Origin of the sequence: Nitrosospira sp. Is2, from assembly GCF_033095785.1 — a bacterium.
Lineage (GTDB): Bacteria > Pseudomonadota > Gammaproteobacteria > Burkholderiales > Nitrosomonadaceae > Nitrosospira.
This window is the reverse complement of sequence record NZ_CP137134.1, coordinates 3,234,036-3,260,843: the sequence shown is the minus strand read 5'-3', so window position 1 is coordinate 3,260,843 and position 26,808 is coordinate 3,234,036. Positions and strand designations below refer to the sequence as shown.

Here is a 26,808-nt window from a genome sequence, read left to right as displayed (position 1 = left end):
GCGAATCCTCGATCGGGGCTTGCCATTTTCTTAATCGATACCTTCGTCCCCGGAAAATTTCTTCATGTATTTTTTAATGATCACCTTGGTCGGAATTTTGCCCGCCTGGTGGAAAACCAGGTAGTTGACCAGGCCGTGCACGGCAATGGCGGTCAGCAGACCCTCGAAGATGCCAACTTTGTATACCATCAGGCTGCAGGCAATAGCCAGGATCATGGCGTATTGGCCATGGTAGGCAACATTCCAAAGCCGGGAAATCATTTTCCAGCCGGTGAAAATCATGATGGCCGCGAGGGAAAACTTCGGCAGATATTCCAGGTACTGCGAGTTCATGACGAAGAACGCCACGACTATACCGATGACCAGGATGGAAAACTTGGTCATGGCGCCCGCCAGAGCATTGGAGGTGCTTTTCGCCAGCCCGTCCAGGTTGGTCATGCCGCCGAAGAAGCTTGAGCCGATGTTCGCAATCCAGATGGAGAACAGACTGTTGTTATTGCTGCAAGTGCGCCCCAGAGGATCGATTTTTTCGATCGCGGCATTGCTCATCACCTGTTCGATAACATTGACGGCGGTCAAAATAATGACAAACCCGATTACATAAACCCAGGTCAATCCCTGGCTGAAATGCGGCATTGGAAGAACAAACCGAAGCTCCACGTCATCCACGTGCAGCATCGACACGGGCAGAAACTGCGCCAATACGATACTCGCACCGATCAACAGGAAATAAGGCAGGGCCGGCTTTGTATCCTTGAAGATGGAGAACAGATATACAAACAATACAAGACCGGCCAGGGAGATCAGCACCATCCGGGCACGGGCCGCGTTCCAGAAAGTCTCCGGTGACTCCTGATCGGCCGGTATCTCATAGGTAAAAGCCAGGAACCGCACCGCGATGGTCATTCCTACTCCCGCCAGAAGTCCCTCAACGAGGTAGCCCGGCACCGCCCGCAAGATGTATTTCTGCCAGTTGAATTTCCATATCACCGCCTGCGAGATCCCCGTCAATAAGATGAGGAAAGGCATGTTTTCCATGCCGAACCGCTCGACACCCACCGCAAGCAAGGGGGCCAGCCCTGCCGCAATGCCGGGCACGCCGATGAAATTGCCGGGCCTGATAAACGCATTAACCCAGCCGATGAAGCATGCGAACACAACGGTTGCGAGGCCCACCTTGATAGGAAAGTCGGACATCAGCGCGATTCCCACGGACAGGGGAATCGCCATTGCGCCGGTTATGACTCCAGCCTGGACGTCACGAGCAAGGTATTTACTCTGAAAGGCCGCCGATGTTGATCGGGAGATTGCCAAGATGTGTGGTTTTCCGGTTGTACTCGCGAAAACTCAGTGGAGGTAGGGGGAGGGGTGTTTCACGCGGATAGCCGACATAACACGTTCTCCTGGTTAGCACATTGCGCAGCAGCTCATGACCGAGCCTTAACGGTAATGTTTACCCTCTGGTTTAAGATGGACCGAAGACTCAGGGAGCAAGTTTCGTATTGATCGGTGATCGAGCGTCTGCCCAACTCGCCATCTCGTACTCCGCTACGCGGTGATTCAAGCTTTATCACACCTCGTCTTTGCGAATGCCTACAAATCGACGAGCGCAGGGGTCGTGTCGCGCTTTTGGTTTTAACGACGCCCATCATACCAGATCGGTAGCTGCTTCTTGTCGCGCAATGACCAGCGCGGGTTCAGAAGTACCCGAGAAAACTGGCCAAAAAGCTCACCGGCGGAGTAGAGCACTACCTTGCGAGGCGATGTTTCCAGCGGAAACCTTGTAAGGATGACGAACTCAAGGCCGCGTTGCCGCCCCCACTGTCTCAGTTTTCGGCTCAGTGTAATTTCGTCAGCAACGTAGAGTTCCTGGTTGAAGCCGCCGATCTCACGAAAGCCATCACTGCGGCACACGACCAGGGCCCCCGCGGCCCAATGAAATACAACGGACGTCACGGTCCATAATTTTAGCGTCAAGTCCGCCCACCACGGCAATCCTTCCATACGCACGGTACTGCCGCATCCCACGCTGTTGCCGTCTTCAATCAGGCGCAAAATCTCGGAAAGCAAACCGGGACTTAGAATACTGTCCGCATCGATAAACATCAGCCATTCGCCTTGTGCCTCAGCCGCGCCGGCGTTTCGCGCCCGCCCGATCTGGTTGATGGGCTCGAATACGACCCGCGCGCCTGCCGCCCTGGCCAGATGGGCGGTGTCGTCCGTGGAATTATTGTCTACTACAATGATTTCAGAAGTAAAACCGGGGTTGTGATTTGCATCCAGTGATATATAAATAGATTCCAGGCAGCGTACTATCATACGTTCTTCGTTGAAGGCCGGGATAATAATCGAGAGATGCATAAAAGAACGGCTTCAGGGCGGAATCGGAAACCGCCATTATCGCCAAAATGGATAGCTCAGGCAAAAGACAAACCGATACCTGGAGCGGAAATTACGGCAGCAGGCACTGTAATGTATAGTGGGCAACCGAGCGGAGCATTGCCGCTTGAGGAGGAAATATGGGTGAATTTGCGATACTGCAATGGCTGATAGCGTCAACCATCTTTTTCGTCGTGCCATTTTGGAGGATCTGCAAGCGGGCCGGTTTCAAGCCCGGCCTCTCGTTGCTCTCCCTGATTCCGGGAGGCATCCTGGTTCTCCTATGGATTATTGCCTTTGCAAAATGGCCATCCTCGCCCGGGGAGAAAAAGGCTATTGGCAATTGAGGAAAAGCTGTTCAGCCACACGTGCAGCCGGCGCGATTTCGAGCCTGGAATAGGAAGCATGGTTGCGCCGCGTTTTCTCCAATCCTAAATTAACATCTCTTTTACTGAGCCAAAAAAATCAAGTGCTGGATTCATTCGTCTACTTCGAAAGACCGTAGCCAGGCGCATGCCGGATCCGTTATATGGCATTTGCCGCTTTGATAAGTTTAGGGGAGGGTGATGAATCCCTGAAGGAGAGAGGCATCCTCTCGTTGCAAGTAAGCGCGATGCAGAAGCGTGAGGGCGCCTCGCAAGGCGAGAGCACACAACGCAAACGGACGTGCAGACGGAAAAACGGCCGCGATATGCCAGCGTGCACATGGGCCCGAGAGTGCACGCTGACCTGGGTTTATTTTATTTCTGACTTGCTTTTGTTTTAAAGAACTACGTCTATCGAGGGCCCCGATAGATCGAGGGGAGGACTGCCATTCAACTGAATCTGAAGATCGCCCCCGGGACCGGATATATTTGCGGTCAGTACTCCCCCTGAGTAGGACAGCTGGCCGAGCGTAAACGCCTGGTTGCCCGCCATGCTGGCGTTGGCGTCAACGCCTGAAAGGTCGATCATGTCGCCTACGTTGTTCCCACTGCCATCGAAGTCGACAATAATGTCGCGGCTGGAATTATTAGGGCTCTCGTTTTGGGAATCGTAGTCAAATTTATCCCAGCCCGGTCCACCTACCAGTATGTCCTTGCCGCCGCCGCCCTTAAAGTAGTCATCCCCCGCATCGCCAATCAAAACGTCATCGCCCGAATTACCGTTAAGATTATCGTTGCCACCCTCGCCTTCGAGGATATCGTTCCCGTTCCCGCCGTCGAGCGTGTCGTTCCCGGCGCCGCCAAACAGAACGTCGTCATCATTCTCGCCGTAAAGCCTGTCATTGCCGTTCCCGCCATTAAGGTTGTCGTAACCGATCCCCCCATATAGATCGTCGTTGCCGGTGTCGCCGTTCAGGTTGTCATCGCCAGCGTTCCCGTACAGGTGATCGTTACCCACATCTCCCTTAAGCGTGTCCTTACCGGCGTCCCCGTATAACTTGTCGTCGCCATTTCCGCCACTGATAAAATCATTGCCGCCGTTTCCCCGCAGGGTGTCGTTGCCGCCAAAGCCGAAGATTACATCTTTGGAGCCCGTGCCGGGATAAGTGTTGTTGCTTCCATTTCCGAAATAATTTGCCATGGTTGTCTTCCTCTCTTCAGATTAAAGATTACATTACTTTTGTGTTTGCTCCCTCTCGTGACTTCCCTCTTGTGAAACTAGGGGTATGCAGGAATTATGCCTAGAAACAATATTCTGAAGAACAAACCGTTGATTGATGACAATGAGGCCGTTTTTAACGCAATCCATGTCGTCTTAGTACGACAGGATCAGATTCAGGCCGCGCCTTTGGTCATTGATTTCGACAACCTTTGCTTGTCTCCCAAGGGAGACCGACTTCTACTGCTTAACGCCAGTATGGTCTTTCCGCAATGAAAGCCAAGCCTTAGTTTTGTCGTCAAATCGCGACGATTTTGACGAGCCTGAGATAGGCTTCCTTCAATTTTTTCCTGTTCCCGCTCAGGATCATGCATGACGGGAACAGGCGGAGATGGGACTGATTAGCGGAGAGCAGCAACTCCGCTGTAGGATGTTGCTCATTGTAGAGGTCGCATATCGTTAGCCGCTATGTCGTTAGCGTCCGCAAGGATTTCTCGATTCTTCAATCAATTTTGAAAGGATATGGTATAGCTCTGCTCAAGATGGCCACGCCAGCGGCCGCCGGATCAGGTTGCGCAAAGGTATATAACCGGGGATGTGAGCCGGAAGGTTGCGGGCCCGGCTTGAAGCGGATGAAGAGGGAAGAGAAGGGCGTATGGGAATCTGTAAAAGCGTTTGCTCGGCAATAGGTTGTGCACGTCGAAACGCCGTTAGAAGCTACAGTTAGAAGCGGCAGGTTATGCGCCCAAAGCAGTCTCCTTCGTCCGGGCAACCCTCGTCATAAGGAAAGTGGAATGGCGGCAACTCGTAAATAAACCTGATGAATACAGCAAAAAAACTTTTCCTGGCAAGAAAATGAATGGAGGTCAGACCACATACTCGTGCTCTGCAATTAGAGCACCATTTGCGTCTGACCCCCACTTTTTTCCCCTTCTATTGTCAGAATCGTGCGTGGATCACCAAGAAACCCTTATCACGTAAGAATTATATCGTCTGCAAGATTAACGGCAGGAGCGCCCGTCAAGCTGATTTGCAAATCGACAGCACCAGGATCACCGATCACGTTGACATTCAAATTCCCATTGCCGGTGTTATACGTCACTTGACCGGCGGTAAGCGCTTGATGTCCGCCCGCATTCAAATTGCCGTCGATGGCAGAAAGATTAATCTCATCCCCCGCGCCACCCCCATTGCCGTCAAAGTCGGTGATAACGTCGCGCATCCCAGCGCCCTGCGGGCTGTCAGTCGTCAGGGCGTAAACGAACCAGTCAAACCCGGCGCCTCCGGTGAGATCGTCCTGGCCGGCGCCCCCGATCAGAATATCACGGCCTGCTCCGCCGCTAAGCGTGTCATCTCCGTCATCGCCGAGCAATACGTCATTACCTGCGTTTCCGGAAAGATTATCGTTACCATCGCCACCCTGGAGAAAATCGCGCCCGTTGCCTCCGGCGATTGTGTCTCCTCCATTCCCGCCGAACAACGCGTCGTCGCCATTGCCGCCGCTAAGATTGTCGTTGCCATTTCCTCCATTCAGGTTGTCGTTGCCATCCCCCCCGGTCTGGGTGTCGTTGCCATCGCCGCCATAGAGGTAGTCGTCGCCATTGTCGCCGTCCAGGTCGTCGTTACCATCTGCACCATACAGATTGTCGTTCCCATTTCCCCCGGTCAGGTCGTCGTTCCCATTGCCCCCGTTCAGGTAATCGTTGCCATCGTTGCCAACCAGGTCATCGCCACCATCTCCTCCCACCAGGTTGTCGTTGCCAGCCCCCCCGTTCAGATCGTCGTTCCCATTGCCGCCGTCCAGGTCGTCGTTGCCATTACCGCCATTAAGGGTGTCGGTACCATTTTCACCTTTAAGGACGTCGTCACCATTCCCACCATTTAGAAGATCGTTACCGTTTCCCCCGACGATAAAGTCTTCTCCACCCGCTCCCGACAGGGTATCGTTACCGCCTTGTCCAAAAATATTGTCGTCGTTGCCATTGCCGGTAAAGCTGTCGTTAAAAGCAGTTCCAAAAAAATTTGCCATGATTGATTTCCTCGAAGTTAAAAATAAAATTTTAATTTTCCAGCTCGTCTCCCTCTCGTTCCTCCCTCTTGCGGAAGTAGGGAATGCATGATCTATGCCTGGATAAAATTTGCTATAGAAACAGCAACTTGATTGATGACAATGAGGCTGCTTTTAAAGCAACAGGTGTCATCTTGCTACGACAGGAAGAGATTCAGGCAGGCCCTTTTAGCCTTAATATTCCGGGCCCTACGGTGACGTATGTCAACGACAGGTTTGCGCGGTTATTTGCCGCAGCACACCTTTCTCTCTTGATCACAAACACTTAGCGTTGTCGTTGAACAGAGACAAACTGGACGAGTCTGAGATATTTCTTTACGCGGTACCGTTGGGTCGCAATGCGGCGAGAACAGATAAGAAACAATGACGAGCTGGCGTCGTTTTAGTTTTATGAAACTGGCTTAATCGCGATAAGGGAGACAGAACTCTATACGGATGGCTCCGAGGCACGGGATTCGGGGAGGAGATGGAGGAGCTTGAAATCGAAGCAGCGAATCCGGAATCCATTCTTCCAATCAGGATCCATTTGAAGATTTTCGATCGCTTATTTAACATAATATACATTATGCGCAAATCCCGGGAGTGAATTAAGCCGACGAACCAATTAATTCATCTTATGTGCGATGGGCAACAGAGCATTCGAAGCGTATCGGCCAGAATAATGCAGGCACCTACTTTTTTCTCCCTCTTGTAGTAGGTGCCACTGACCCGGCATAGGCCAACTACTCCTTGCCGGGTCTTTTTCATTTCCGTGCACGCCGTGCCAAGGCACATATCGTTCGGATGCCTGCCTGTCTATTCGAATGGTTAGCCGGCTGGCAACAACCAGGCAATAGGAAAATCGAACCCGGCGCATGCGTATTTTCAACGCAGGCTATTTTTTTTCTGAAAACACCGTTCTATAATTCCAGAACCCGCCCTCAATGGAAGGAAAAGACATGAGAGTTATAGTCCTGACCGTTTTCATGGCCTTGATTACCAGCTCCGCCCATGCCGTCGATCCTCCTCCCCTCTATCAGCAAGGCGATCCTGAAAACCGCTTCCGCGAGGCACAACTACATGTCAAGGAGTTGATGAAAGCGGGAAAATACAAGGAAGCATCCGCGTTCATGTCCGTGTATCAAAAACTGGCTTGTGAAGCCGGGGAGCAGAAAGCGGGCCGCAGCACAGCGGAAGGCGCAGCCTATTGCGCAAACAAGCACAACCAGGCCGGAATGAGCGGCAATGTGCTTCAAAGACAACAGGAACGGCTCACTGCCGAATCGATATCCTCCAACACCCTGGCTCCCGGCATCACGATGATGCAACGCCAGATCCCGGGCTCCCCGACCCTGCTGGATGGCTCGGCGCCGTCCCTTCTTATGTTCGATCCGCGAACAGACCCCGGCGGTTCCGGTTCCAGTTCCAGTTCCCGAAGTGAGCGCCGCACCGCTGACCCCTGGACGGGCGCGCCTTGAAAGATGGCGGCGTCCGGCTGAAAACTATAGCAGTAACCCTATTCGATTTTCTTGCGGTGCTTGCACGCTTGGTTCTCCCGCTCGTATCGACGGCCATCTGGAGACCTGATGCCTGACCCCCGGGCAGGCGTATACCCATTGGCATTGTTGGAGTTGCGGGATTAGCGGTGTATTATGCCGGCTCTGAAAAATATTCAACCGAACGGAGGCTGGATTTGAAAACAACTCAATTGGCAGTGGCTTTTTTCATAGGGCTCGCGTCCCTGAGCCCCCTTCATGCGCTGGCGGAGAAAGCCGCAGCTAACAGTGCAAATGCAGCGGCTGGCATGGCGGCGAATGAAGGCAAGGTTCTTTCCACCCTGGACGCGCCTGGATATACGTACATGGAGATTGCGAATACTGAAAAAAAGTTCTGGATTGCGGCTCCGACCACCCGCGTTAAGGTCGGCGATCGAGTGCGTTTCGAGCAGAGTCTGGTGATGAAGAATTTCAACAGTAAAACTCTCAACCGCACCTTTGATCAGATCATTTTCGTTAATTCAGCAACGGTCGTTAACTAAAGAGAATTTACCTTAACGCACATTGCAACTAGCTGAAAATTAATGTGAAGGAGCAGCTCTTCGCTTGGTGTGGGTTCTGACTGCGTCCGACTGATCTACCTCAGGTTCTGGTTCAACAAATCCAACGAAGAGCTTGTTTTTTAACTTCTTTATCTCGTCTCGATACTCCGCAGCGTGCTCGAACTCGAGGTTCTTCGCGGCGGCTAGCATTTGCTTTTCCAATTGCTTGATTTCCTTGGCGAGCTGAACTTCGCTCATGGCATCATAACGCGCCCGAACTTGCGCCGCTTTCAGTTGCTGTTGGGCGGTTTCCATGCTGTAAACGCCGTCGATCAGATCCTTGACGCGTTTATGCACGCTGCGAGGCGTAATGCCACGTTCCTGGTTGAACACCACCTGTTTGTTGCGCCGCCGTTCGGTTTCATCCATAGCCAGCCGCATTGAATTTGTGACCCGGTCGGCATAAAGCAGCGCCTTGCCGTTAATATGACGCGCGGCGCGGCCGATGGTTTGTATCAGCGAACGCTCGGAACGGAGAAAGCCTTCTTTGTCGGCATCAAGTATGGCAACCAGCGATACTTCCGGAAGGTCCAGCCCCTCGCGTAGCAGATTGATGCCCACCAGTACATCAAATTTGCCGAGCCGAAGGTCCCGGACGATTTCCACACGTTCCACTGTATCGATGTCGGAGTGGAGGTAGCGCACCTTGATCCCATGGTCGGAAAAGTAGTCCGTCAGGTCCTCGGCCATACGTTTGGTCAAGGTCGTAACCAGTACCCGCTCGTCCTGCGCAGTGCGCAGATGGACTTCCGACATGAGGTCGTCCACCTGTGTGCTGGCGGGGCGAATTTCGATCTGCGGGTCCACCAACCCGGTCGGACGAACCACCTGCTCCACCACCTGGCCGCTATGCACACGTTCAAACTCTGCGGGCGTCGCGGAAACGAACACCGTTTGCGGCATAATTTGCCTGAATTCATCGAACCGCAGCGGCCGGTTATCAAGCGCCGAAGGCAAACGGAAGCCGTAGTCCACCAGGTTCTCCTTGCGCGAGCGGTCACCCTTATACATCCCGCCAATTTGCGGAATGGTGACGTGGCTTTCGTCGATGACCATCAGCGTGCCCGGCGGGAGATAGTCCATCAAAGTGGGTGGCGGCTGGCCAGGCAGCTTTCCAGACAAATGGCGGGAATAGTTCTCGATCCCCTTGCAGAAACCCAGTTCATTAAGCATTTCCAGATCGAAACGGGTGCGCTGCTCGATGCGTTGCAATTCGACCAGTTTGTTGTGCTGGTGAAAAAACTCTATGCGGTCCCTTAGCTCCGCCTTGATTGTGTCGATGGCCCGCAAAGTAGTGCTCCTCGGAGTGACATAGTGACTGGAAGGATATACCGTATAGCGCGACACCTTTCGTAGGGCCCGGCCAGTAAGTGGGTCGAACAGTGTCATGCTCTCGACTTCGTCATCGAACAGGGATACCCGCACCGCGGTTTCCGAGCTTTCGGCCGGAAAAATATCGAGCACGTCTCCCCTCACCCTGAACGTACCGCGAGCGAATTCGAAATCGTTGCGTTCATACTGCATTTCCGTCAAACGCTGTATAGCTTCGCGCTGGGTAATTTGCTCGTGTTCACGCAGATGCAGGATCATCCCGTGATAGTCCACCGGGTCACCTATCCCGTAAATACATGAAACCGTGGCAACGATAATCGCGTCATCGCGTTCCAGCAGCGACTTTGTGGCGGAAAGCCGCATTTGTTCGATGTGCTCATTGATGGCGGAGTCTTTTTCGATGAAGAGGTCGCGCGAGGGAACGTATGCCTCGGGTTGATAATAGTCGTAATACGATACGAAATACTCGACCGCGTTTTCCGGGAAGAACTCCCGCATCTCGGCATAAAGCTGCGCGGCAAGGGTTTTGTTCGGAGCCATGATAATCGCCGGGCGACCCAGTCGTGCAATCACATGGGCCATGGTGAAGGTCTTGCCTGAACCGGTCACTCCCAGCAAGGTCTGGAACGCCAGTCCGTCCCCTACCCCCTCCACCAGCTTTTCAATCGCTTCTGGTTGATCGCCGGCCGGCTCGAACACTTGGTGCAGTTTGTAAGGACTATTGGGGAAGGTAACGATCACGGGTATAATTCGCGGGCTCTATTTTTCAAAAATTTTTTCGTTTCAAATTTTATCACGCGGGCTTAGCTCGCATGGGTGCAAGGATCCTATCGTGAATCTCTCAAAACGCGTTCAGTCCATCAAACCTTCTCCTACGCTCGCCGTCACTGCGCGCGCAGCCCGGCTCAAGGCGGAAGGCAAGGATATTATCGGGCTTGGCGCAGGCGAACCGGATTTCGACACCCCTCAGCACATCAAAGATGCGGCCATATCCGCCATTAACAAGGGTTTCACCAAATATACCGCAGTGGGTGGGACCCCCGGTCTGAAAAATGCCGTTATTGCCAAATTCAAGCGTGAGAATGGCTTTGACTACACTCCCCGGCAAATTCTGGTTTCGTCCGGCGGCAAGCAGAGTTTTTTTAATCTCGCGCTATCCGTCATCAACCCGGGCGACGAGGTCATCATCCCCGCGCCCTACTGGGTCTCATACCCCGACATTGTCCTGATTGCCGAAGGCAAGCCAGTCATCATTGACGCCGGTATCGAGCAGGGGTTCAAAATAAACGCGGCGCAACTGGAAAAAGCCATCACCCCCAGGACCAGGATGTTCGTCATCAACAGCCCCAGCAATCCTTCCGGCAGCGTTTATTCGTTAGACGAGCTTAAAGCGCTGGGTGAGGTGTTGGGTAAATATCCCCATATCCTGATCGCTACCGATGACATGTACGAGCATATTCTTCTTTCGGGAGGAAAATTCGTAAATATCCTTAACGCCTGTCCCGACCTATACGACCGGACCATGGTGCTGAACGGCGTGTCCAAGGCTTACGCGATGACGGGCTGGCGCATTGGCTATTGCGGTGGCCCGCCGCATATCATTACTGCTATGGAGAACATCCAGTCGCAGAGCACTTCCAACCCCGCTTCCATCTCGCAGGCGGCCGCCGAAGCTGCCCTTACGGGCGATCAGTCCTGTATCACCCCCATGGTGGCCGCATTCAGGGAACGCAACCGGTTCGTGACGGATGCGCTTAATGCGATACCCGGCATTAAGTGCCTGCTATCGGAAGGCGCATTCTACGCGTTTGCCGATGTCCGGGAAGCGATCGGAAATTTGAGGTCCAGGGGCGTCATCAACGAGAGCAGCGACATCGCGTTAAGCGAATATCTGCTGGAACACGGCGGCGTCGCTGTTGTGCCGGGCTCGGCGTTCGGCAGCGAAGGGTATATCCGTCTTTCCTTCGCGACCGCGATGACCAATCTGGAAAATGCGCTGAGCCGTATCGCCAAGGCGCTGGCCTGAAGGGTCAATTAAAGGCGCGGTTACCTTGGCTCAGTGGGGTGCCCTTGGTGCAGCGGGGGCTGGTTCCTCCGGCAACTGGACGAGTTCGGGGTACTTCTCCAGCGCGCGCTTGCGGTCGTGCGCCAAAAGTTCTTTCGCGGCAACAGTGAAGGCCTGCTGACTATCGGTCTGCGGCTCGAGCGCCGGTTTCAGCGCTACCGGACTGACAATGGTATCTTCCGGTGGAGACGGGACATCAGCTCGTGGCCTGTCGAGGGCCTGGTCCAGCAGTGCCGAAACGCTCTGTATCCCCGATTCCCGCCGGCGCGCCACCTCTTCATTGTAATCCGGCGTGCCATCAAACTTTTCCGCCAGCAACTGCAATATGGACGTATGGTCCATCGAACCCTTGAACACCGTGCCGGGCGGTATCCACGGCGATGCGGCAAGGGCGGGAACCCTTGGGCCCGTGCTCTCGAACGGGACCTGATAAAGCGCGCCTGGCGGAAGCGGAGCCGAAATAGCGAGCGGTGAAACGTGATCGAAGAACCCGCCGTGCTCGTCATGCATAGCCAGCAACAGGGTGCGCTTCCATTTATCGCCATCCTTTGTCAGGAGCTTGTATATATCCCTCAGAAAATTCTCCCCGGGGCCCATTGCCGTCGGCGGGTGATTGTCATTAGGGGTCCAGCCGAAATGGACGGGCGAATCGCTGTACTCGGGCTCGATGAATATCACGCTGGGCATCTGGCCCGGTGATTCAGCTTCCATGTCGGCGGGAAAGTGCCGGAAACTGCGGAAATTGGGCCCGAGCACTTCTTCATGAAGCTGGTCGAAGAGCGCGAAAAAGGAAATGCCGCAGTGATAGACCCGCCAGCTAACGTTGCGGGCATTCAGCCATTCAAAGACGAAACTGCCCGGAACGATGGGAATAGGACGAGGCTTGGTATTGTCAATCGGGGCATACCCGCTGTAGGCCATGGCGCGGTTTGGCTGCGTATCGGTTGGGAGCGGGGCAAACCAATGGTCACACACGGCGTATTGCGCAGCCAGAAAACTCGACATCGGTGTTGCGGCGGCCGCGAGAAAACCCATCGAGGGAGGATCCGCCACCTTGCTGCCTGTATGACGGAAATAGGCATCCGCAAAACCACTCATCGTGTAGCGGGCACCCGCCTTGCCCAGCTGAGCCTCTATAAGAACCCTGTTATGTGGAAGATCATGCAGCAGAGACCCGTCTGTCAATTCAAACGGCTGATAGCCTTGCCCATCGAGAAAATTCGTATAGTCGAGATTGGTCTCTGGATCGATTAACCCCTCGACATCCTTTCTATTGCCGAAGCGCGCCATGCTGAGGTGCCCCAGAACGTTGTCGAAAGAACGGTTTTCGAACATCACGATGACGATCGTCTGTATCTGGTCAAGGATCGCCATGCACGCTCTCTCCGCAGCTCATGACTGTTTTTATGGTCAGCCGCCCGCTGACAGCATCAAGCGCCGTATCGCAAGTCTCGTTCTGCGCCACCGGGGTACGAATCACCCAGGCGCCAACAAGGGGCACGGTCTTGAACCGGTCTGTGGCGCCGTGTGAAGGAATTTCGACCACGATGTCGTCCTTGATGACAATCAGCGCACGGTCGTAGCGATTGGCGATGGATGCTACACGGGCCCGGGAAGACATGGCTGTTTGTTCAATGGTGAACGACGTGGTCACGAACCGGGCGTCGTCACAGCGCGCGATACCGCCCAGCAACCGGTCGCTTTGGCGCGGGATGACGTGAACGTCCCACTCGCGTTGATCACCCTTGAGCAAACCCGGCACCGTCAGCGTAAACCGGGTGCTGCGTTCGGGAGCGAGAGCGCGCCGCCCTTCCGCCGGCCCTTCTCCTTCTCCCGCCAATGGAGGAGATGCGTTCAAGGTTACTTTATCCGAAGCCGTCCAATTGATCTCGACCGTCTCTCCGGGGCATACGGTGCTTGGGGCGACCGAGAACGACTTGATTTGGGCACAGCCCGTCATCCACGGCGTTATGCACAGCATAGCCAGGACCAGAAGCCGCTCATGTCGGGGCAACAGGGTGGACCCGTCTCGCCTGACGTCAATCATAATTTTCGCCGCTTCCTCCGCTTCAGCAAGACTATTGCAAGACCATTGAAATCAACTAAGAGCCCCCAGCCGATGCAGGCAATGGATAAGACAGAGGATGAAGTGCGCAAGGATGCGTAACCTTGAATGCACGAAGGCCCCAGACGAGAAGGAAAGAAGACGGGGGACCGGGCGCTATGCCCAGTACCCGGGCGGCACCATATAAAGTCCCGTGTCCCATTTCCATTGGCGGATGGGGTTCTCGGTCATCGCGTCCTTGTCATCTGGCTGCGCCGTCCAATGGAAATCGCACACGCTCCCCCTGTGTCCCACAAAGGTGTGAATCCCACCGTTTGCAACGCCCACAAAAAAAGGCACCCTCTCCAGCTTCTCCAACAGAGCAGCCGTCCTGTCGTCCGGCTGCACGTCGCGGTACCCGGCGATCACAGCGTCGCAGCGGACCCCTGTGGATCCCGGCACCGGCGATTTCCACACCCGGGCCCCAGCCTTCGCCATGTTGAGGGCCCCCAGTTTTTCCCACTCCCCGGACCCGGCAAGATTATCGGCCGGACGCGGGCAATAAAACACCGCCGTCCAGCCATCCTTCTGCAACTCCTCGCACAGGACGGTTCCGCGCAGGTCCGCTTCCTTTACCCTACTATTGATTTCATTAAAGCGCGCCCCAAGGCCCGCGCCTTCATACGCCGCTTTGACATTTTCAATCACCCATCCGATACACGAGCTTTCGCGGACACGAGCGCTCCCCCCCGACGCATCCTCCAGGATAACCGAACCCGGCTCAAACGAGTCCAGTCTCCAGTTGCCCAGGCTCATGGCATCCAACTGTGTTTGCAGGGCGCGGTGATCGCCTCTTAATATGGAATCATGAAACGGGGAATGGTCGCCGTAATAAAGCCCTACCCCGGTATTTTCAATAGCGGTCTTATGTGCGTTGCTATTTTCGGTAATGCTTTTGTCGCCGTGTTCCGCGAGTTCCCTCCAGTTTACCCGCCCATCTTCAGAGGCAACGGGACTTGCGGTATTGCTGAATAGCCACTCGGCAATGGATAGTGCCGCCTGATCGGAGATGGTGTTGACGTTGCCGTCGTGGTCGTAATTGTCGATGATCTCCCATAATCTTTCCAGGTTCGGCGTGGTTCCATTGATGACTCCATTACCATCGATACTTCTCAGATCCAGGTCCGGGTAAGCGCTCCGCAACTGGTGCGTGTCGATGCTTTTTCCCGTGAGGCGCCGAATGAACGTCGAGTGGTCAAGTGCAGGCATATCCGGCTCCATGGGGACGGGGCGACGCCAAAGCGCACGGCAGGTAGGGGGAGGTGACGTTTATTTTCATTTGTTTTCATCTACTTTAGCAGCAATTCAGAAAAATTCAATCATGCACCCAACTTTTTCTTCCCTAAAAATACACAGGCAGTCTGTCCGCGTTGGGGAAATAACAGGGAACGACGGGCATGGCATGCGCTGTCTGCTGTCACGGTAGACCTCGAGCGTCGCGACTCTGGAAATTGGCCGACGTCGTTGCGCCTCTGGACAAGCTATCTGAGGCTTCGGCTTTCCGGCTGTGGCGTGGCGCTGCAGTTCACGGCGAGGCCGGGGGGAGATTCGCGCGGGCGGCGGCCGCGACCTGCAGCATGGTTTGAAGCGCCTCTTCGATCAGCCGCTCGATCACGGGAACAAAATAGGGGAGCGACAACATCAAGGCGACCATACCCACGAACAGGGTGATGGGAAAACCGATGGCGAAGACATTGAGCTGGGGGGAAGCGCGAGTAAGTATGCCAAGCGCCAGGTTGGCGATCAACAATGCCGCCACCACCGGAAGTGCAAGCTGGAGACCTGCCAGAAAAATATTGCCTCCCCAATCGGCCAGTATTTTCCATCCCCCGCCGGAGAATGGCTCGGCGGAAATGGGGAAAACGGTAAAACTCTCCGCCAGCACGGATAGCATGAGCAAATGGCCATCCAGTGACAGGAATGTAAGCGTCGCCAACAGGCCAAGAAATTTTCCCATTACCAGCGTGCTGCCATCATTACCGCTAGAAAAAAAAGTGGCAAAACCCAAGCCCATCTGCAACCCCGCGATCTCCCCGGCCATCTCGACGGCGCTAAACACGATACGCATCGCAAAGCCCATCGCCAAACCAATCAGAACCTGCTGCCCCAGCACAAAAAGCCCTTCCGGTGATGCCAGTTCGACTTTCGGCAGCGCCCCGATCGTGGGCGCTATAATCAGCGCGATCATCACGCTTAGTCCGATCTTTATCCGCGTGGGCGTCGCCATGTTTCCAAGCACAGGCGCCGCTCCTAACAACGCCATAATGCGAGCGAATGGCCACAGGAAGGCGGTTACCCAGGCATTGAGGTCAGTGGAGCCGAGGGTGATCATGTGAAAAATGGGGGAGCCAGCCGGAAAAGCCTCGGATTACAGGGGGGCCGGCCGCTAGCCCACCGCCGCCGGAATGCTTTCCAGAATCTCCCGCATGTAGTCGACCATCACGGAAATAATCCATGGCCCGGCCAGGATCAAGGTCACGGACAGTGCCAGCAATTTCGGAATAAAGGACAATGTCATCTCGTTGATTTGTGTCGCGGCTTGAAAGATGCTTATGAGCAAACCGGTAGCCAGCGCAACCAGCAGCAGTGGAGCCGAAATCATCAGGGTTACTTCCATGGCCCTCTGGCCCAGGGTCATCACGCTTTCAGGGGTCATTGTCTTCTCTTCAGTTTGGTGAAATTAACGGGTAAATAACCGGGCTTATGCGCCGCCCCTAATAAAAGCTTTCCGCAAGGGAACCGATCAGCATATGCCAGCCATCAACCAGCACGAACAGCATGAGCTTGAACGGCAGCGCCACCAGAACAGGGGATACCATCATCATGCCCATGGACATCAGCACGGAGGCCACCACCATATCGATAATGAGAAAGGGAATAAATACCGTGAAGCCAATCTGGAACGCGGTTTTCAGTTCGCTGGTTGCAAAAGCCGGCACCAGTATCCGCAGAGGGACATCCTCCGGACCGTTAAGCTGTGGAATGGCGGCAAGTTTTGCAAACAGTGCCAGATCCGCTTCCCGGGTTTGTTTCAGCATGAAGGCTCTCAGGGGTGCGGCTCCCCTTTCCAGTGCCTGTGTCATCGTGATCTTGTTATCGGCGAATGGTTGGTAGGCATCCTCGTAAATTTTGTCGAACACGGGACCCATGACAAAAAATGTAAGAAACAGCGCCAGGCCCACCAGCACCTGGTTGGGTGGTGACGACTGGGTTCCTATCGCCTGGCGCAATAGTGATAACACGATAATGATGCGGGTGAAGCCCGTCATCATCAACAGCGCCGCCGGCAGAAAAGTAAGGGATGTGAGCAGCAGCAGCGTTTGCAGGCTGATCGTGTAGTTTTGCCCCCCTCCCGGAGCGGGTGTGCTCGTGAAGGCGGGCAACCCGGTTTGCGCCAGCGCGGCCGCCGAAGCGGCGAGCAGCAATGCCGCTAATGTCATGCCCGGCAGGGCGCGGCTCGCGAACAAAGCGCGCTTATCCAATATGCTGCCCGGCATCGCGTTTCTCTTTTACCTGCCTGAGCCAGCGGGAGAAGTTCGGGCGCGGCCCGGTATTGTTCTCTTGCTCCGCGATGTCGCCTTTGGGCATGCTATGCAAAGCAGTTACGCTTCCCGGTGCAACGCCGATCACAAGCCAGGTATCGGCCACCTCCACCAGCACCACGCGCTCGCGCTGACCCACGGGCGAACCGCCGATGACCTTGACAGCGCCAGCGCTGCTTGCCTGAAATCCGCCAAAACGCCGGAGCAGCCACGCGCAACCCGCAATAAGCGCGAGCACCAGTCCCAGCCCAAGCATAACCTGGAGCATGCCCCCCGATGTTGCGGATGCGCCGCCGTCCGCCGCGGTGGCCGCCGTGGCGGCCGCGGCAACCGCCGGCAGACCGGAAAGATAGAAGAGACAGGTGGTTAAGGCAGCCAGAAGAGCTTCTGGTTGCGCAACCCGACGGTGATGGCTGGGCGTGGCGCCGGTGCAGGAGGAAAAATTCATTTCATTGCGGTCGTTCGAGAGAAAAGCATGGGAAGCGTTACTGGGAAGGAAAATTTTGGCTGCACTCCTCCCCGGAAAATTCTGGCCCTTCCACACCCTAGCGGTTTAACTTGCGAATGCGCTCACTCGGCGTGATGATATCGGTGAGACGGATGCCGAACTTCTCATTGACCACCACCACCTCGCCCTGTGCGATCAGGTACCCGTTTACCAGCACGTCCATTGGCTCGCCCGCCAGACCGTCGAGTTCCACGACCGAACCTTGCGCCAGTTGAAGCAGATTCTTGATAGCGATTTTGGTACGCCCCAATTGCACGGTAAGCTGGACCGGAATATCCATGATCATGTCGATGTCGTTGTGGGCCGGCACCTTTTGCGGACTTGTTAATTCCTGGAACACTGAGGCTGACGCATCGGCAGGCTCGGTTTTGGCAGTTCCGTGCTCGTTACGGGATGCAACTTTTGATTCCTTGACGGACACGTTTGTCTCCTCGGGATTGTTTATAAAAGGCCGTTTCGAAAGGTTACGACGCTCGTCTGGATTCATTCGTGCATCCCCGATGCGAGTATCTTTTCCATACGAAGCGCATATCGGCCATTGGAAATCCCATAGCGGCACTCCATTACCGGGACCCCATCGACGCTGGCGGTCACAACGTCGGGAATATCCAGCGGAATAATGTCACCGATCTGCATGCTGAGTATCTGGTCGAGTCTGACTTGAACATGCGTCAGATCGACCAGCATCGTCACCTCAGCCGATTGCACCTGTTTTGACAACCGGCTAACCCAGCGTTTGTCCACTTCCAGCGCCTCGCCCTGAACGCTGCTGGACAGCAGGTCGCGGATAGGCTCGAGAATGGAGTAAGGCATGCAGATATGCATTTCACCGACCACCGAGCCGAAGTTGACCTCGAAAGTAGTCGTGACGATGACTTCATTCGGGGTCGCGACGTTGGCAAACTGCGTATTCGTTTCAGCCCGCACATACTCGAATTCGATCGGGTACACCGGATGCCAGGACTTGCCGTAACTGTCAAACACCAGGTTAAGCAGGCGCTGGATAATGCGTTGCTCAGTCTGGGTAAAATCGCGGCCCTCCGTCTTTGGCTGGAAACGGCCATCTCCACCAAACAGGCTGTCGACGACCAGGAATACCAGGACAGGGTCGAATACAAAAAGCGACGTGCCCCGCAAGGGCTTGACATGCACCAGATTCAAATTGCTTGGGACCGTAAGATGCCGAACGAACTCGCTGAATTTGATGACTTTGACAGGCCCGGCGGTGACGTTCGCGCTACGGCGCATGAAATTGAACAAGCCCAGGCGCAAGAGACGCGCGAAGCGCTCGTTGATGATTTCGAGCGTCGGCATGCGTCCACGTACAATCCGCTCCTGCGTCGCCAGATTGTAAGGACGGAACCCGGAGGAAGGGGCGCTTTGCTGAGTTGGAACCGGCCCGCCACCCACGCCTTTGAGCAGGGCGTCTACCTCTTCCTGGGATAAAAAATCGTTGCTCACGGAATTACTGGATGACGAAGGAAGTGAAAAGCACGCTTTCAACCGCCTGGCCCTTGCCTCCCTCGCCGAATGGCTGGTTTATCTCGGCGGCCAGCTCGGAGGCGAGTTTCCTTTTTCCTTCTACTGAGGCCACCTGCGAGGCTGTCTTGCTGGAGAGCAGCAACAAGACACGATTGCGTACCTCCGGCATGTGAAGTTTGATCGTGTTCACCGCTTCGTCATCCCCAACCTTCAAGGTCAAATTGGTCTGGAGATGTTGATCGCTGTTCTCCGGCTCCAGATTGACAGTAAACGTTTCCAGGCTTAGAAAGACCGGTGTCTTCGTGACGGGAGCCGCGTTGCTGCCCCGGGCGTAATACCATGCAGCGCCCCCCCCTGCCCCGACGAGTAACAACACCGTCGAGATAATAATGACCAGCTTTGCCTTTCCGGATTTTTTTTCCGCCTTGCCATCGTTCGTTTCCTTACCAGGTTTGTTCGGTCTACTTGCCATGACGCATCCTGTTGCGAAGAGTTGGCGTGATTATCAGGCGAACAATCCTTAAGCAGTGCGGGAAACAAACGGTAAAAGACTTGCCATCTCCCTAATTCAGGCTTTCGAGTCGCTGGTGACACTATGCGAACGTATCCACCAGTCTGCTTCTTCCCGGTTCGATCGCGATACGGCTGGTACCAGCCAATGCACCCGTCCGGGCGTCATGGCCTCCGCCGCCGCGCCCTCCGCCGGGGCGGCCCTGCCGTTCAAATCCGCTATGCTGCCGCGCGCCTTCATGGCTGACAGTCGCGCTGTTTAAGGTGATTCCGCTTTCCGCCATCATCTCCCTGAGTCTGGGGAGCGCCGCTTCCAGTGCCTGGCGAACATCGGCGTGCTGCGAGACAAACGTTGCGTTGGCTTCGTCCTTGTCAATAGACAAAACCACCTGCAAGGGGCCCAGGTCAGGTGGGTTGAGGTTCAATTCCGCCACCTGCTGCTGCTGGGAAACCATCCAGAGCACTTTCTGCCCCAACGCATTGTCCCAGCCGGCAGCGCCGAGTCGAGGCTCCAGGGATGCAATATCGCCCGGTAATCCGATCGCCGGAGCGGGTGCCGCGGATGCGGGGCCTGCCTCGGCAGGCAGGGATCCCACTGGAATCTCCACTGGGGTGAAGGACAGATTTGGGGGCAGCTGCGACAAATCCAGCGGTTTCCGCAGTGGTTCGGTTTGCAAAGCCATTGTGGACGACTGCACACCCGGTTCCAGTTGGCGGAAATCGGCCTGTCGCTCACCTGAATCCAGCCTGAATGGCTTGTCTCCCGCGAAGGCCGAGCGCCCAGCGAGCGCCCTTGATACTCCCGGCGCTTCAGCGGATTTTCCGGGGTTTTGCTGAATACCATCGACAGCGGCCATCGCAGGATCCTTCTTCCCCCCGTTCGCGGCGAACGGTCCTTTATCTGTCGCTACTGCCGCCGCTACGGCCGCCGCCACTGCGCCAGCGCCCGGCTCCGTATTTATAGCGGTAATATCATTCGGCTGGCGCGGTGGGGGGGAAGCCGCTATTTCGATCTGTGGCGCGCCCCCCGGAAGAACAGATGGGTCATCGATCTGCTGGTCAGCACGTGAATGTGCTTCAATATGGGTGTGGGCATGCGCCGGATCTCCGGTTTTGAAAACCCCGCGAGCAACCGCTCCCTCGTTGCTTTGAGCTTCGGCGAGTCCTTTAATTGGAGTTTCGGCTGCGGCTGATGGCGACCGGGTATCCGGATGGAGCATGGCGGGTCGGTTAGCGCGACGGGGCAACGCGTCGGCTTGCGTACTGGCGGCACCAGCGCCCAACGGCATTTTTCCCCGGGCTTGAGTCTCTACATTGCCAATGGAAAAATCTTTCCCAATATCAGGTTCCCCCGCCGGGAGACCGTTGGCGTTGTCGGCTTCGCCAGCCTTATTGGCTTCGCTTGCAGCATCCGCCCGTTCGCCAGACGCTCCTGTCGCTTTTCCGGGCAAATTTTGTTGCGCGTCCATTTCCTTTTCGAGCAGATTGCTGAAACCGGTCGTTCCGGACGCCTGTCCGCCGGATGCCTGATCCATGGCCAGAGAGCCATTTTTTGCTACGGCGGGAGCAGTTGGACCTAGTATTGTCGGATATAGCATGATTTATCCTCGAACCCGTATATGCAACTCAGGTTTTAGTAAGTAAAAGGCAAAGGGCTTCATAAACGGGTCATCCTAAAGTGATGTCACGAGATATCTCCGGCGCTCATTCTATTGGGCCCTAGCTGCGGTCCTTGCGACCGACAGTATTGCCGTTGTGCTCGTCCGTTTCGCGCTGTTCATGTCTCGCGGCACGCACTGATTCCACGCGCGTCTGCCGACGCGCCAGCGTATCATATGAGTTGAGTACGCGTTTGGCCGACCGCCAGTCAGTCTCGCCTGCAGCCACACGTTTGTGCATCAGCGTCAGCGCTTCCCGTTGTTGAACGATTGCGTCATCCAGCTTGTTGAGGAATTCGTAATAGTTGCGCAAATCCGAACCTGCCAGGCCCTGCTGTGCCAGTGTCTGAAAACGCGCGCGGTACTCGTCCGAATACTGCATCAGCAGCGCCAGCTTTGCCCGCATGTCCATGCCCGTAGCATTTAGCGCGCCCAGCCGCCGGGCCGCATCGTCGGTACGGGTCTGCGCCAGTTCGATCAACGTTTCCAGGGCGGAAGCTTTTTGCATATCCAGTCACGCCTCAATTGGCGCCGGGGGCGATCAATGCCCCCAGTCTGGCGGCACTCTCCGCATATCCTGCCCGTTCCAGCATGCTCTGCTGCAGGAACAATTCAAGTTGGGGATACAGCGCAATCGCGCGATCGAGCAAAGGATCGCTCCCCGGGGAATATGCGCCCACACTGATAAGGTCGCGCGAGCGCTGATAACGCGAATAGAGCTGCTTGAAGCCGCGTACCTGCTCGAAATACTCCGGGGAGATAAGGCTCGTCATGGCTCGGCTAATCGAAGCTTCAATATCGATGGCAGGGTAATGGCCGCTTTCCGCCAGCTGGCGCGAAAGCACCACATGTCCATCCAGGATCGCGCGGGCCGCGTCCGCGATGGGATCCTGCTGATCATCCCCCTCAGTCAAAACCGTGTAGAAAGCAGTGATGGAACCGCTCCCGCTGAGGCCGTTCCCTGCCCGTTCGACCAGCTGAGGCAACCTGGCGAACACTGACGGTGGATATCCTTTTGTGGCGGGGGGTTCGCCGATGGCCAACGCAATCTCGCGCTGCGCCATTGCGTAGCGCGTAAGGGAATCCATGATCAGCAGCACATTCTTGCCCTGATCCCGAAAATATTCCGCAATGGATGTCGCGTAGGAAGCGCCCTGCAGTCGTACCAGGGGCAGGGTATCGGCCGGCGCAGCAACTACCACCGAGCGAGCCAATCCTTCGGGTCCCAGGATTTGCTCGATGAAATCCTTAACCTCCCGACCCCGCTCGCCAATCAGGCCGACAACGATCACGTCCGCGCTGGTATAGCGCGCCATCATGCCCAGCAGGACGCTTTTCCCCACCCCGGACCCGGCAAACAGGCCCATGCGCTGACCTCTTCCAACGGTGAGCAGCGCATTGATGGCGCGCACGCCTACATCCAGCACCTGACTGATCGGGGCGCGATCGAGCGGGTTGATGGGCTGGTTCGTAAGTGGGGCGTAATGCTCCGCCTTTAGCGCGCCAAGACCGTCAAGCGGGCGGCCCGCTCCGTCGACTACCCTGCCCAGTAGCCCGTCGCCCACGGGAAACCTTCTAACCTGGTCCGAAGCCCGGCGGCGTCGCTGACGGGAATCGCCAGGCACAGGGGACGCCCCGGCATGATCCCACGGGATGACCTTGGCTCCGGGTGACAGTCCCCGCACATCATTCGCCGGCATCAGATAAAGCCGGTCGCCATGAAACCCGACCACCTCTGCCTCTACATTTTTGCCATCGGGCATCAGAACCGTGCAGCCGTTACCCACCCCGAGGCGAAGTCCTGATGCTTCCATGATCAGTCCGGTTACCCGGGTAAGGCTGCCTGACAGCTGAAAGGGCGCGGTAGTCGCCGCCAAGTCGCCGCAGCCTCCGAGAAAGCTGCGCCACTGCTCGGCATGAGTCGGCGCTTGCATCTTATCGTTCCAGCCAGTCATCATGCTGACCCAATGCCCGGGCAATGAGATTCCAGCGTGTGGCCATCACGGCGTCGATATGACCGTTGCCGATCTTGACCCGGCACCCGCCCCGCTCCAACTGGGGATCGACCGAAATCCCGCAATCGTTCAGCTCGTGGCCCATATGCTCCCGCACCAGCACAGCATCTTCAGGATGCAGCAGGAGTTGCGCCGGCTGACTGAACGCGGGCTCTTGCCGCAGGCATTCGCGCACAATCGAGCAGACCAGCTCGGGCTTGATCCGTAGCGCCTCGCGCACCATCTGCTTGGCAAGAGTGAGGGCAAGCGTAAGCAGATCGTGGCCGATCGCCTGATCGGCATCAGCCAGAGCCTGATCGAAGCTGCGGAGCAGGGCTTGCAATTTCATGGCCTCGGCTTCGGCGTGCTCCCTGCCCGCCTTCAAGCCCGTCTCCCGGCCCGCCTCATATCCCGCCGCATATCCTTCGTCCTGCGCCTGCAAATGCATTCGTTCGATTTCGTCAACTGTAGGCAGGGACATGGTGACGTGAGCCGGGACGTGCTCATCCTCGCCTTGCCCGCCCGGACGGTCGTCGGGCGTAGGTGCAGATGGGGACACGGGCGCGGGTAACGGCTGCTCAAAGGCATCCATCTCCCAGTGGCGATAAGTGGAGAACTGCCCTTTCGGGATAATGCGGCTGGCCTTCGATCTCATTCGGGCAATCCCTTGAGAGGTTTCCTTATCGGAGCGCGAATATTACTCACACATAACTTTCTTCGTTCTTGCCGCCAAAAACGAGCTGGCCGTCGTCCGCAAGCCGTCTGACGACCTGCAGGATCTGCTTCTGCTGGGCCTCGACCTCACTCACCCTGACCGGCCCCATGGCTTCCAGATCCTCACGCATCATGTCAGACGCCCGTTTCGACATATTCTTGAATATTTTTTCGCGCAATTCCCACGCCGCGCCCTTCAGCGCTATGACCAGCGCGTCGGATTGAATCTCGCGCAGCAGCAACTGGATGCCGCGATCGTCGATGTCCATCAGGTTTTCAAACACGATCATCTGGTCCATTATTTTCTGTGCCAGCTCCGCGTCGAATTCGCGCAAATTATCCAGAACAGCGGTCTCAGCCGCGCTGCCCATGAAATTGATGATCTCCGCGGCTGTCCGGATGCCCCCTACGGAGCTTTTGTTGATATTTTCGCTGCCGGACAGCAGGTCGGTCAGCACGGTATTGAGCTCGCGCAGCGCCGATGGTTGAATTCCTTCCAGCGTGGCGATGCGCAGCAGCACATCGTTACGCAACTGCTCGGCAAGCAAGCCCAGAATATCGCTCGCCTGCGCACGGTCGAGATGCACCAGGATGGTCGCGATTATCTGCGGGTGCTCTCCCTTGATGAGCTCCGCCACGGATTGGGAATCCACCCATTTGAGTCCCTCGATGCCGCTCGTATCCTGGCCTTCAAGAATACGGCTGATGTTGTCGGTGGACTTGTCTTCGCCCAACGCTCTTTCAAGTACCGTGCGCGCATAACTTTCCGGATCCAGGTCCAGAAAAAGCGGCTCCGCTACCACGCGGCTGCAAAAATCGCTGAGTACGGCATCGATCTGCCCCACGTTGAGGTTTTTGACTTTGGCCATCGCGGCGCCAAGTTTCTGCACTTCCAGTTGACTCAGGTGCTTCAATACTTGCACCGCCTGTTCCTCGCCTATCGACAAAAGCAAAACCGCGCTTTTATGAATGCCTTCCTCATTCACGGCCGGCCACCCATTGCTTCACGACACTCGCCACCAGTTTGGGATCATCCTTCGCGAGTTGCCGGGCCACGGCCAGGTTTTGCTCATGCTTGGAAATTTGCGGATTCGGTTTCATAGTCATCATCGGCGGCTCATCCTGATCGTCGGCAGACTCAGCAAGCAGCGGCGGGGGCGGCTGGTTCATGCGCTTCAGGGACGGGCGCAACACGCCCAGCACCAGATACAAAACCAGGCCGCCAATAAGCAGCGACTTCCCGAGCTGCTGGGCAAGCTCAATCATTTCCGGCTGTTTCCATAACGGCAACTCCGGCACGGCTTCCGGGCCGGTAACCGTGAATGGGCTGTTGACGACATTCAAGGTATCGCCACGCTCCCGGTTGTACCCCATGGCCTCTTTCACCAAGTCAGTGATCTGGGTCTTTTCCGCCTCGGTCAGCGGCTGGCTGCCGCCTCCCTCGGTCTGGTCCGTAACCTTGCGGTAGTTGACCACCACCGCTACCGACAGCCTTTTTATTCCACCCACGGGCTTGCGTATATGCTGGATGGTCTTGTCCACTTCATAATTCGTGGTCGCATCCTTGCGGTTGCTGGTGGATGGCGTCGGAGGGGGAGGCGGCGCTTCCACGGGAGGCTGGGCGGTGTTCGGACCAGGGGGCGCGTTCGGATTGGGAGGCGGAACCGTGCGGGGCGGCGGGGTAGTGATCGGCGCGGTTGCGGGCTCCGGCGGCTGATTTGAAACGGCTCCCGGCACCCCGCCCTCAGTCTGGCCCACACTGCTGGATTCGGACGTTTGCTGGCTGCGCACGGCTGAATCATTGGGGTTCTGGTTCGGCTTGTAGATCTCGTCCGTTTGCTCTGATTGCGAGAAGTCGACATCCGCGGCAACCTGGGCGCGTACATTCTCCTGCCCCACGATCGGAATCAGAATCGTCTCGATACGTTTGATATAACTCTGCTCCAGGGCCTGCACGTACTTCAGCTGGCTCGGGTCAAGGCCCGTATTCGCGCTTGAGTCATCAATCTTGCTTAACAGCTCGCCGTGCTGATCCACTACCGTGACATTTTTCAGGGGGAGATTGGGAACACTGCTTGATATCAGATGAATGACCGAATTCACCTGCTGCGGCTCGAGCGCGCGTCCCGGATAGAGGTTCACCAGCACGGATGCGCTTGGACGCTGCTGTTCGCGTACAAACACAGACTGCTTGGGAATGGCCAGATGAACCCGAGCGCTGCTGACAGCAGCCAGCGCCTGAATCGACCGGGCAAGTTCTCCTTCGAGCGCCCTCTGAAAATTAACCTGTTCAAGGAATTGGCTGGTCCCGAACTTCTGGGTCTCCATCAGCTCGAAACCCACCAGTCCTCCCTTGGGCAGGCCTTGCGATGCGAGCTTGAGACGAATATCGTGTACCTGATTGGCCGGCACCAGGATCGCACCGCCGCCGTCGGCGAATTTGTAAGGAACGTTCATTTGCTGGAGGGATGCGATGATTGCCCCTCCGTCGCGATCGGATATGTTACTGAACAGAACCTTGTACTCAGGCGCCTGCGTCCACAGCCAGCCACCCGCCAGCAGCGCCACGATCGCGGAAACCGCCAGCATCAGCCCCATCTTCTGCTGGCTAGACATCCGGGCCAGGAAACTCTGAACCTGACCCTGGACACTACTTGCGGTGACCGCTTCCGCGACTACCGCCATGAGGTGCCCGCCGTGGCTTCATTTTGGATCTCGACGTGGTGGCAGTTGTGTGTCATATAAGGTTGGCTCGGCATCCTGGCTGATACGCGGCATTATCGTCCCGCGC

25 protein-coding genes are annotated in these 26,808 nt (G+C 56.2%); 4 read left to right on the top strand and 21 right to left on the bottom strand.

Annotation, left to right across the window (positions count from 1 at the left end):
• Positions 1 to 30: 30 nt before the first annotated feature.
• Positions 31 to 1,314 carry a SulP family inorganic anion transporter gene (locus R5L00_RS14290; RefSeq protein WP_317652455.1) on the bottom strand — a complete coding sequence of 428 codons (1,284 nt, stop codon included), beginning with the start codon at positions 1,312 to 1,314 and terminating at the stop codon, positions 31 to 33.
• A gap of 321 nt (positions 1,315 to 1,635) precedes the next feature.
• On the bottom strand, positions 1,636 to 2,319 hold the full coding sequence (locus R5L00_RS14285; protein ID WP_317652454.1) for a glycosyltransferase: 684 nt from the start codon (positions 2,317 to 2,319) through the stop codon (positions 1,636 to 1,638).
• Positions 2,320 to 2,519: 200 nt separating this feature from the next.
• Here R5L00_RS14285 and R5L00_RS14280 point away from each other — a divergent pair, with 200 nt between their 5' ends.
• Positions 2,520 to 2,726: a hypothetical protein gene (locus tag R5L00_RS14280; protein ID WP_258192586.1), complete on the top strand. Its 207-nt coding sequence runs from the start codon at positions 2,520 to 2,522 to the stop codon at positions 2,724 to 2,726.
• 415 nt (positions 2,727 to 3,141) lie between these two features.
• Here the strand turns inward: R5L00_RS14280 and R5L00_RS14275 are convergent, their stop codons facing one another.
• Positions 3,142 to 3,945, bottom strand: a complete 804-nt coding sequence (locus tag R5L00_RS14275; RefSeq protein WP_317652453.1) for a calcium-binding protein — start codon at positions 3,943 to 3,945, stop codon at positions 3,142 to 3,144.
• Positions 3,946 to 4,936: 991 nt separating this feature from the next.
• A complete protein-coding gene (locus tag R5L00_RS14270) occupies positions 4,937 to 5,992 on the bottom strand; it encodes a calcium-binding protein (protein ID WP_107693171.1) in 1,056 nt (351 codons plus the stop codon).
• Positions 5,993 to 6,969: 977 nt separating this feature from the next.
• Between R5L00_RS14270 and R5L00_RS14265 the strand changes: the two genes are divergently transcribed.
• Together R5L00_RS14265 and R5L00_RS14260 are read left to right on the top strand one after the other, a co-directional pair.
• Positions 6,970 to 7,488 (top strand): hypothetical protein, encoded by a 519-nt coding sequence (locus R5L00_RS14265; protein WP_107693172.1) that lies wholly within the window; start codon positions 6,970 to 6,972, stop codon positions 7,486 to 7,488.
• 215 nt (positions 7,489 to 7,703) lie between these two features.
• Positions 7,704 to 8,048 carry an NrfJ-related protein gene (locus R5L00_RS14260; RefSeq protein ID WP_258192587.1) on the top strand — a complete coding sequence of 115 codons (345 nt, stop codon included), beginning with the start codon at positions 7,704 to 7,706 and terminating at the stop codon, positions 8,046 to 8,048.
• A 39-nt stretch (positions 8,049 to 8,087) separates the two neighbouring features.
• On the opposite strand, the gene uvrB is transcribed toward R5L00_RS14260, so the two are convergent.
• Positions 8,088 to 10,181 carry an excinuclease ABC subunit UvrB gene (uvrB, locus tag R5L00_RS14255; RefSeq protein ID WP_317652452.1) on the bottom strand — a complete coding sequence of 698 codons (2,094 nt, stop codon included), beginning with the start codon at positions 10,179 to 10,181 and terminating at the stop codon, positions 8,088 to 8,090.
• 91 nt (positions 10,182 to 10,272) lie between these two features.
• On the opposite strand from uvrB, the gene R5L00_RS14250 reads away from it, so the two are divergent.
• The gene (locus R5L00_RS14250) at positions 10,273 to 11,466 is read left to right on the top strand and encodes a pyridoxal phosphate-dependent aminotransferase (RefSeq protein WP_107693175.1); all 1,194 of its coding nucleotides are present in this window, start codon (positions 10,273 to 10,275) and stop codon (positions 11,464 to 11,466) included.
• 30 nt (positions 11,467 to 11,496) lie between these two features.
• Here the strand turns inward: R5L00_RS14250 and R5L00_RS14245 are convergent, their stop codons facing one another.
• From R5L00_RS14245 to fliF, 16 genes are all read right to left on the bottom strand, one after another.
• Positions 11,497 to 12,879, bottom strand: a complete 1,383-nt coding sequence (locus tag R5L00_RS14245; RefSeq protein ID WP_317652450.1) for an alkaline phosphatase family protein — start codon at positions 12,877 to 12,879, stop codon at positions 11,497 to 11,499.
• On the bottom strand, positions 12,866 to 13,552 hold the full coding sequence (locus R5L00_RS14240) for a hypothetical protein (RefSeq protein WP_107693177.1): 687 nt from the start codon (positions 13,550 to 13,552) through the stop codon (positions 12,866 to 12,868). The genes R5L00_RS14245 and R5L00_RS14240 overlap by 14 nt, the downstream gene beginning before the upstream one ends.
• A 174-nt stretch (positions 13,553 to 13,726) precedes the next feature.
• Positions 13,727 to 14,818, bottom strand: coding sequence for a hypothetical protein (locus tag R5L00_RS14235; protein WP_317652449.1), 1,092 nt, complete (start codon positions 14,816 to 14,818; stop codon positions 13,727 to 13,729).
• Positions 14,819 to 15,134: 316 nt separating this feature from the next.
• Positions 15,135 to 15,941 carry a flagellar biosynthetic protein FliR gene (gene fliR, locus R5L00_RS14230; protein WP_317652448.1) on the bottom strand — a complete coding sequence of 269 codons (807 nt, stop codon included), beginning with the start codon at positions 15,939 to 15,941 and terminating at the stop codon, positions 15,135 to 15,137.
• Positions 15,942 to 15,995: 54 nt separating this feature from the next.
• Entirely contained in the window at positions 15,996 to 16,265 is a 270-nt protein-coding gene (gene fliQ, locus R5L00_RS14225) for a flagellar biosynthesis protein FliQ (RefSeq protein WP_107693180.1), read from the bottom strand.
• A 58-nt stretch (positions 16,266 to 16,323) separates the two neighbouring features.
• Positions 16,324 to 17,049 carry a flagellar type III secretion system pore protein FliP gene (fliP, locus tag R5L00_RS14220; protein WP_107693489.1) on the bottom strand — a complete coding sequence of 242 codons (726 nt, stop codon included), beginning with the start codon at positions 17,047 to 17,049 and terminating at the stop codon, positions 16,324 to 16,326.
• Positions 17,050 to 17,083: 34 nt separating this feature from the next.
• Positions 17,084 to 17,599, bottom strand: a complete 516-nt coding sequence (gene fliO, locus R5L00_RS14215; protein WP_317652447.1) for a flagellar biosynthetic protein FliO — start codon at positions 17,597 to 17,599, stop codon at positions 17,084 to 17,086.
• 97 nt (positions 17,600 to 17,696) lie between these two features.
• On the bottom strand, positions 17,697 to 18,146 hold the full coding sequence (gene fliN / locus R5L00_RS14210; protein WP_107693181.1) for a flagellar motor switch protein FliN: 450 nt from the start codon (positions 18,144 to 18,146) through the stop codon (positions 17,697 to 17,699).
• Positions 18,143 to 19,120, bottom strand: a complete 978-nt coding sequence (gene fliM, locus R5L00_RS14205) for a flagellar motor switch protein FliM (RefSeq protein ID WP_107693182.1) — start codon at positions 19,118 to 19,120, stop codon at positions 18,143 to 18,145. Before fliM ends, fliN begins: the two co-directional genes overlap by 4 nt.
• A 4-nt stretch (positions 19,121 to 19,124) precedes the next feature.
• The gene (gene fliL, locus R5L00_RS14200) at positions 19,125 to 19,613 is read right to left on the bottom strand and encodes a flagellar basal body-associated protein FliL (RefSeq protein WP_107693183.1); all 489 of its coding nucleotides are present in this window, start codon (positions 19,611 to 19,613) and stop codon (positions 19,125 to 19,127) included.
• A gap of 121 nt (positions 19,614 to 19,734) precedes the next feature.
• Positions 19,735 to 21,249 carry a flagellar hook-length control protein FliK gene (locus R5L00_RS14195; RefSeq protein ID WP_317652446.1) on the bottom strand — a complete coding sequence of 505 codons (1,515 nt, stop codon included), beginning with the start codon at positions 21,247 to 21,249 and terminating at the stop codon, positions 19,735 to 19,737.
• Positions 21,250 to 21,370: 121 nt separating this feature from the next.
• Complete coding sequence (gene fliJ / locus R5L00_RS14190) at positions 21,371 to 21,817, bottom strand: flagellar export protein FliJ (protein ID WP_107693185.1); 447 nt, start codon at positions 21,815 to 21,817, stop codon at positions 21,371 to 21,373.
• Between the two features lie 13 nt (positions 21,818 to 21,830).
• Complete coding sequence (fliI, locus tag R5L00_RS14185) at positions 21,831 to 23,267, bottom strand: flagellar protein export ATPase FliI (protein ID WP_375136118.1); 1,437 nt, start codon at positions 23,265 to 23,267, stop codon at positions 21,831 to 21,833.
• Entirely contained in the window at positions 23,245 to 23,958 is a 714-nt protein-coding gene (locus tag R5L00_RS14180) for a flagellar assembly protein FliH (protein WP_107693187.1), read from the bottom strand. Before R5L00_RS14180 ends, fliI begins: the two co-directional genes overlap by 23 nt.
• Positions 23,959 to 24,004: 46 nt before the next feature.
• Positions 24,005 to 25,003, bottom strand: coding sequence for a flagellar motor switch protein FliG (fliG, locus tag R5L00_RS14175; RefSeq protein ID WP_107693188.1), 999 nt, complete (start codon positions 25,001 to 25,003; stop codon positions 24,005 to 24,007).
• On the bottom strand, positions 24,996 to 26,702 hold the full coding sequence (gene fliF, locus R5L00_RS14170) for a flagellar basal-body MS-ring/collar protein FliF (protein WP_317652445.1): 1,707 nt from the start codon (positions 26,700 to 26,702) through the stop codon (positions 24,996 to 24,998). The genes fliG and fliF overlap by 8 nt, the downstream gene beginning before the upstream one ends.
• Positions 26,703 to 26,808 lie beyond the last annotated feature (106 nt).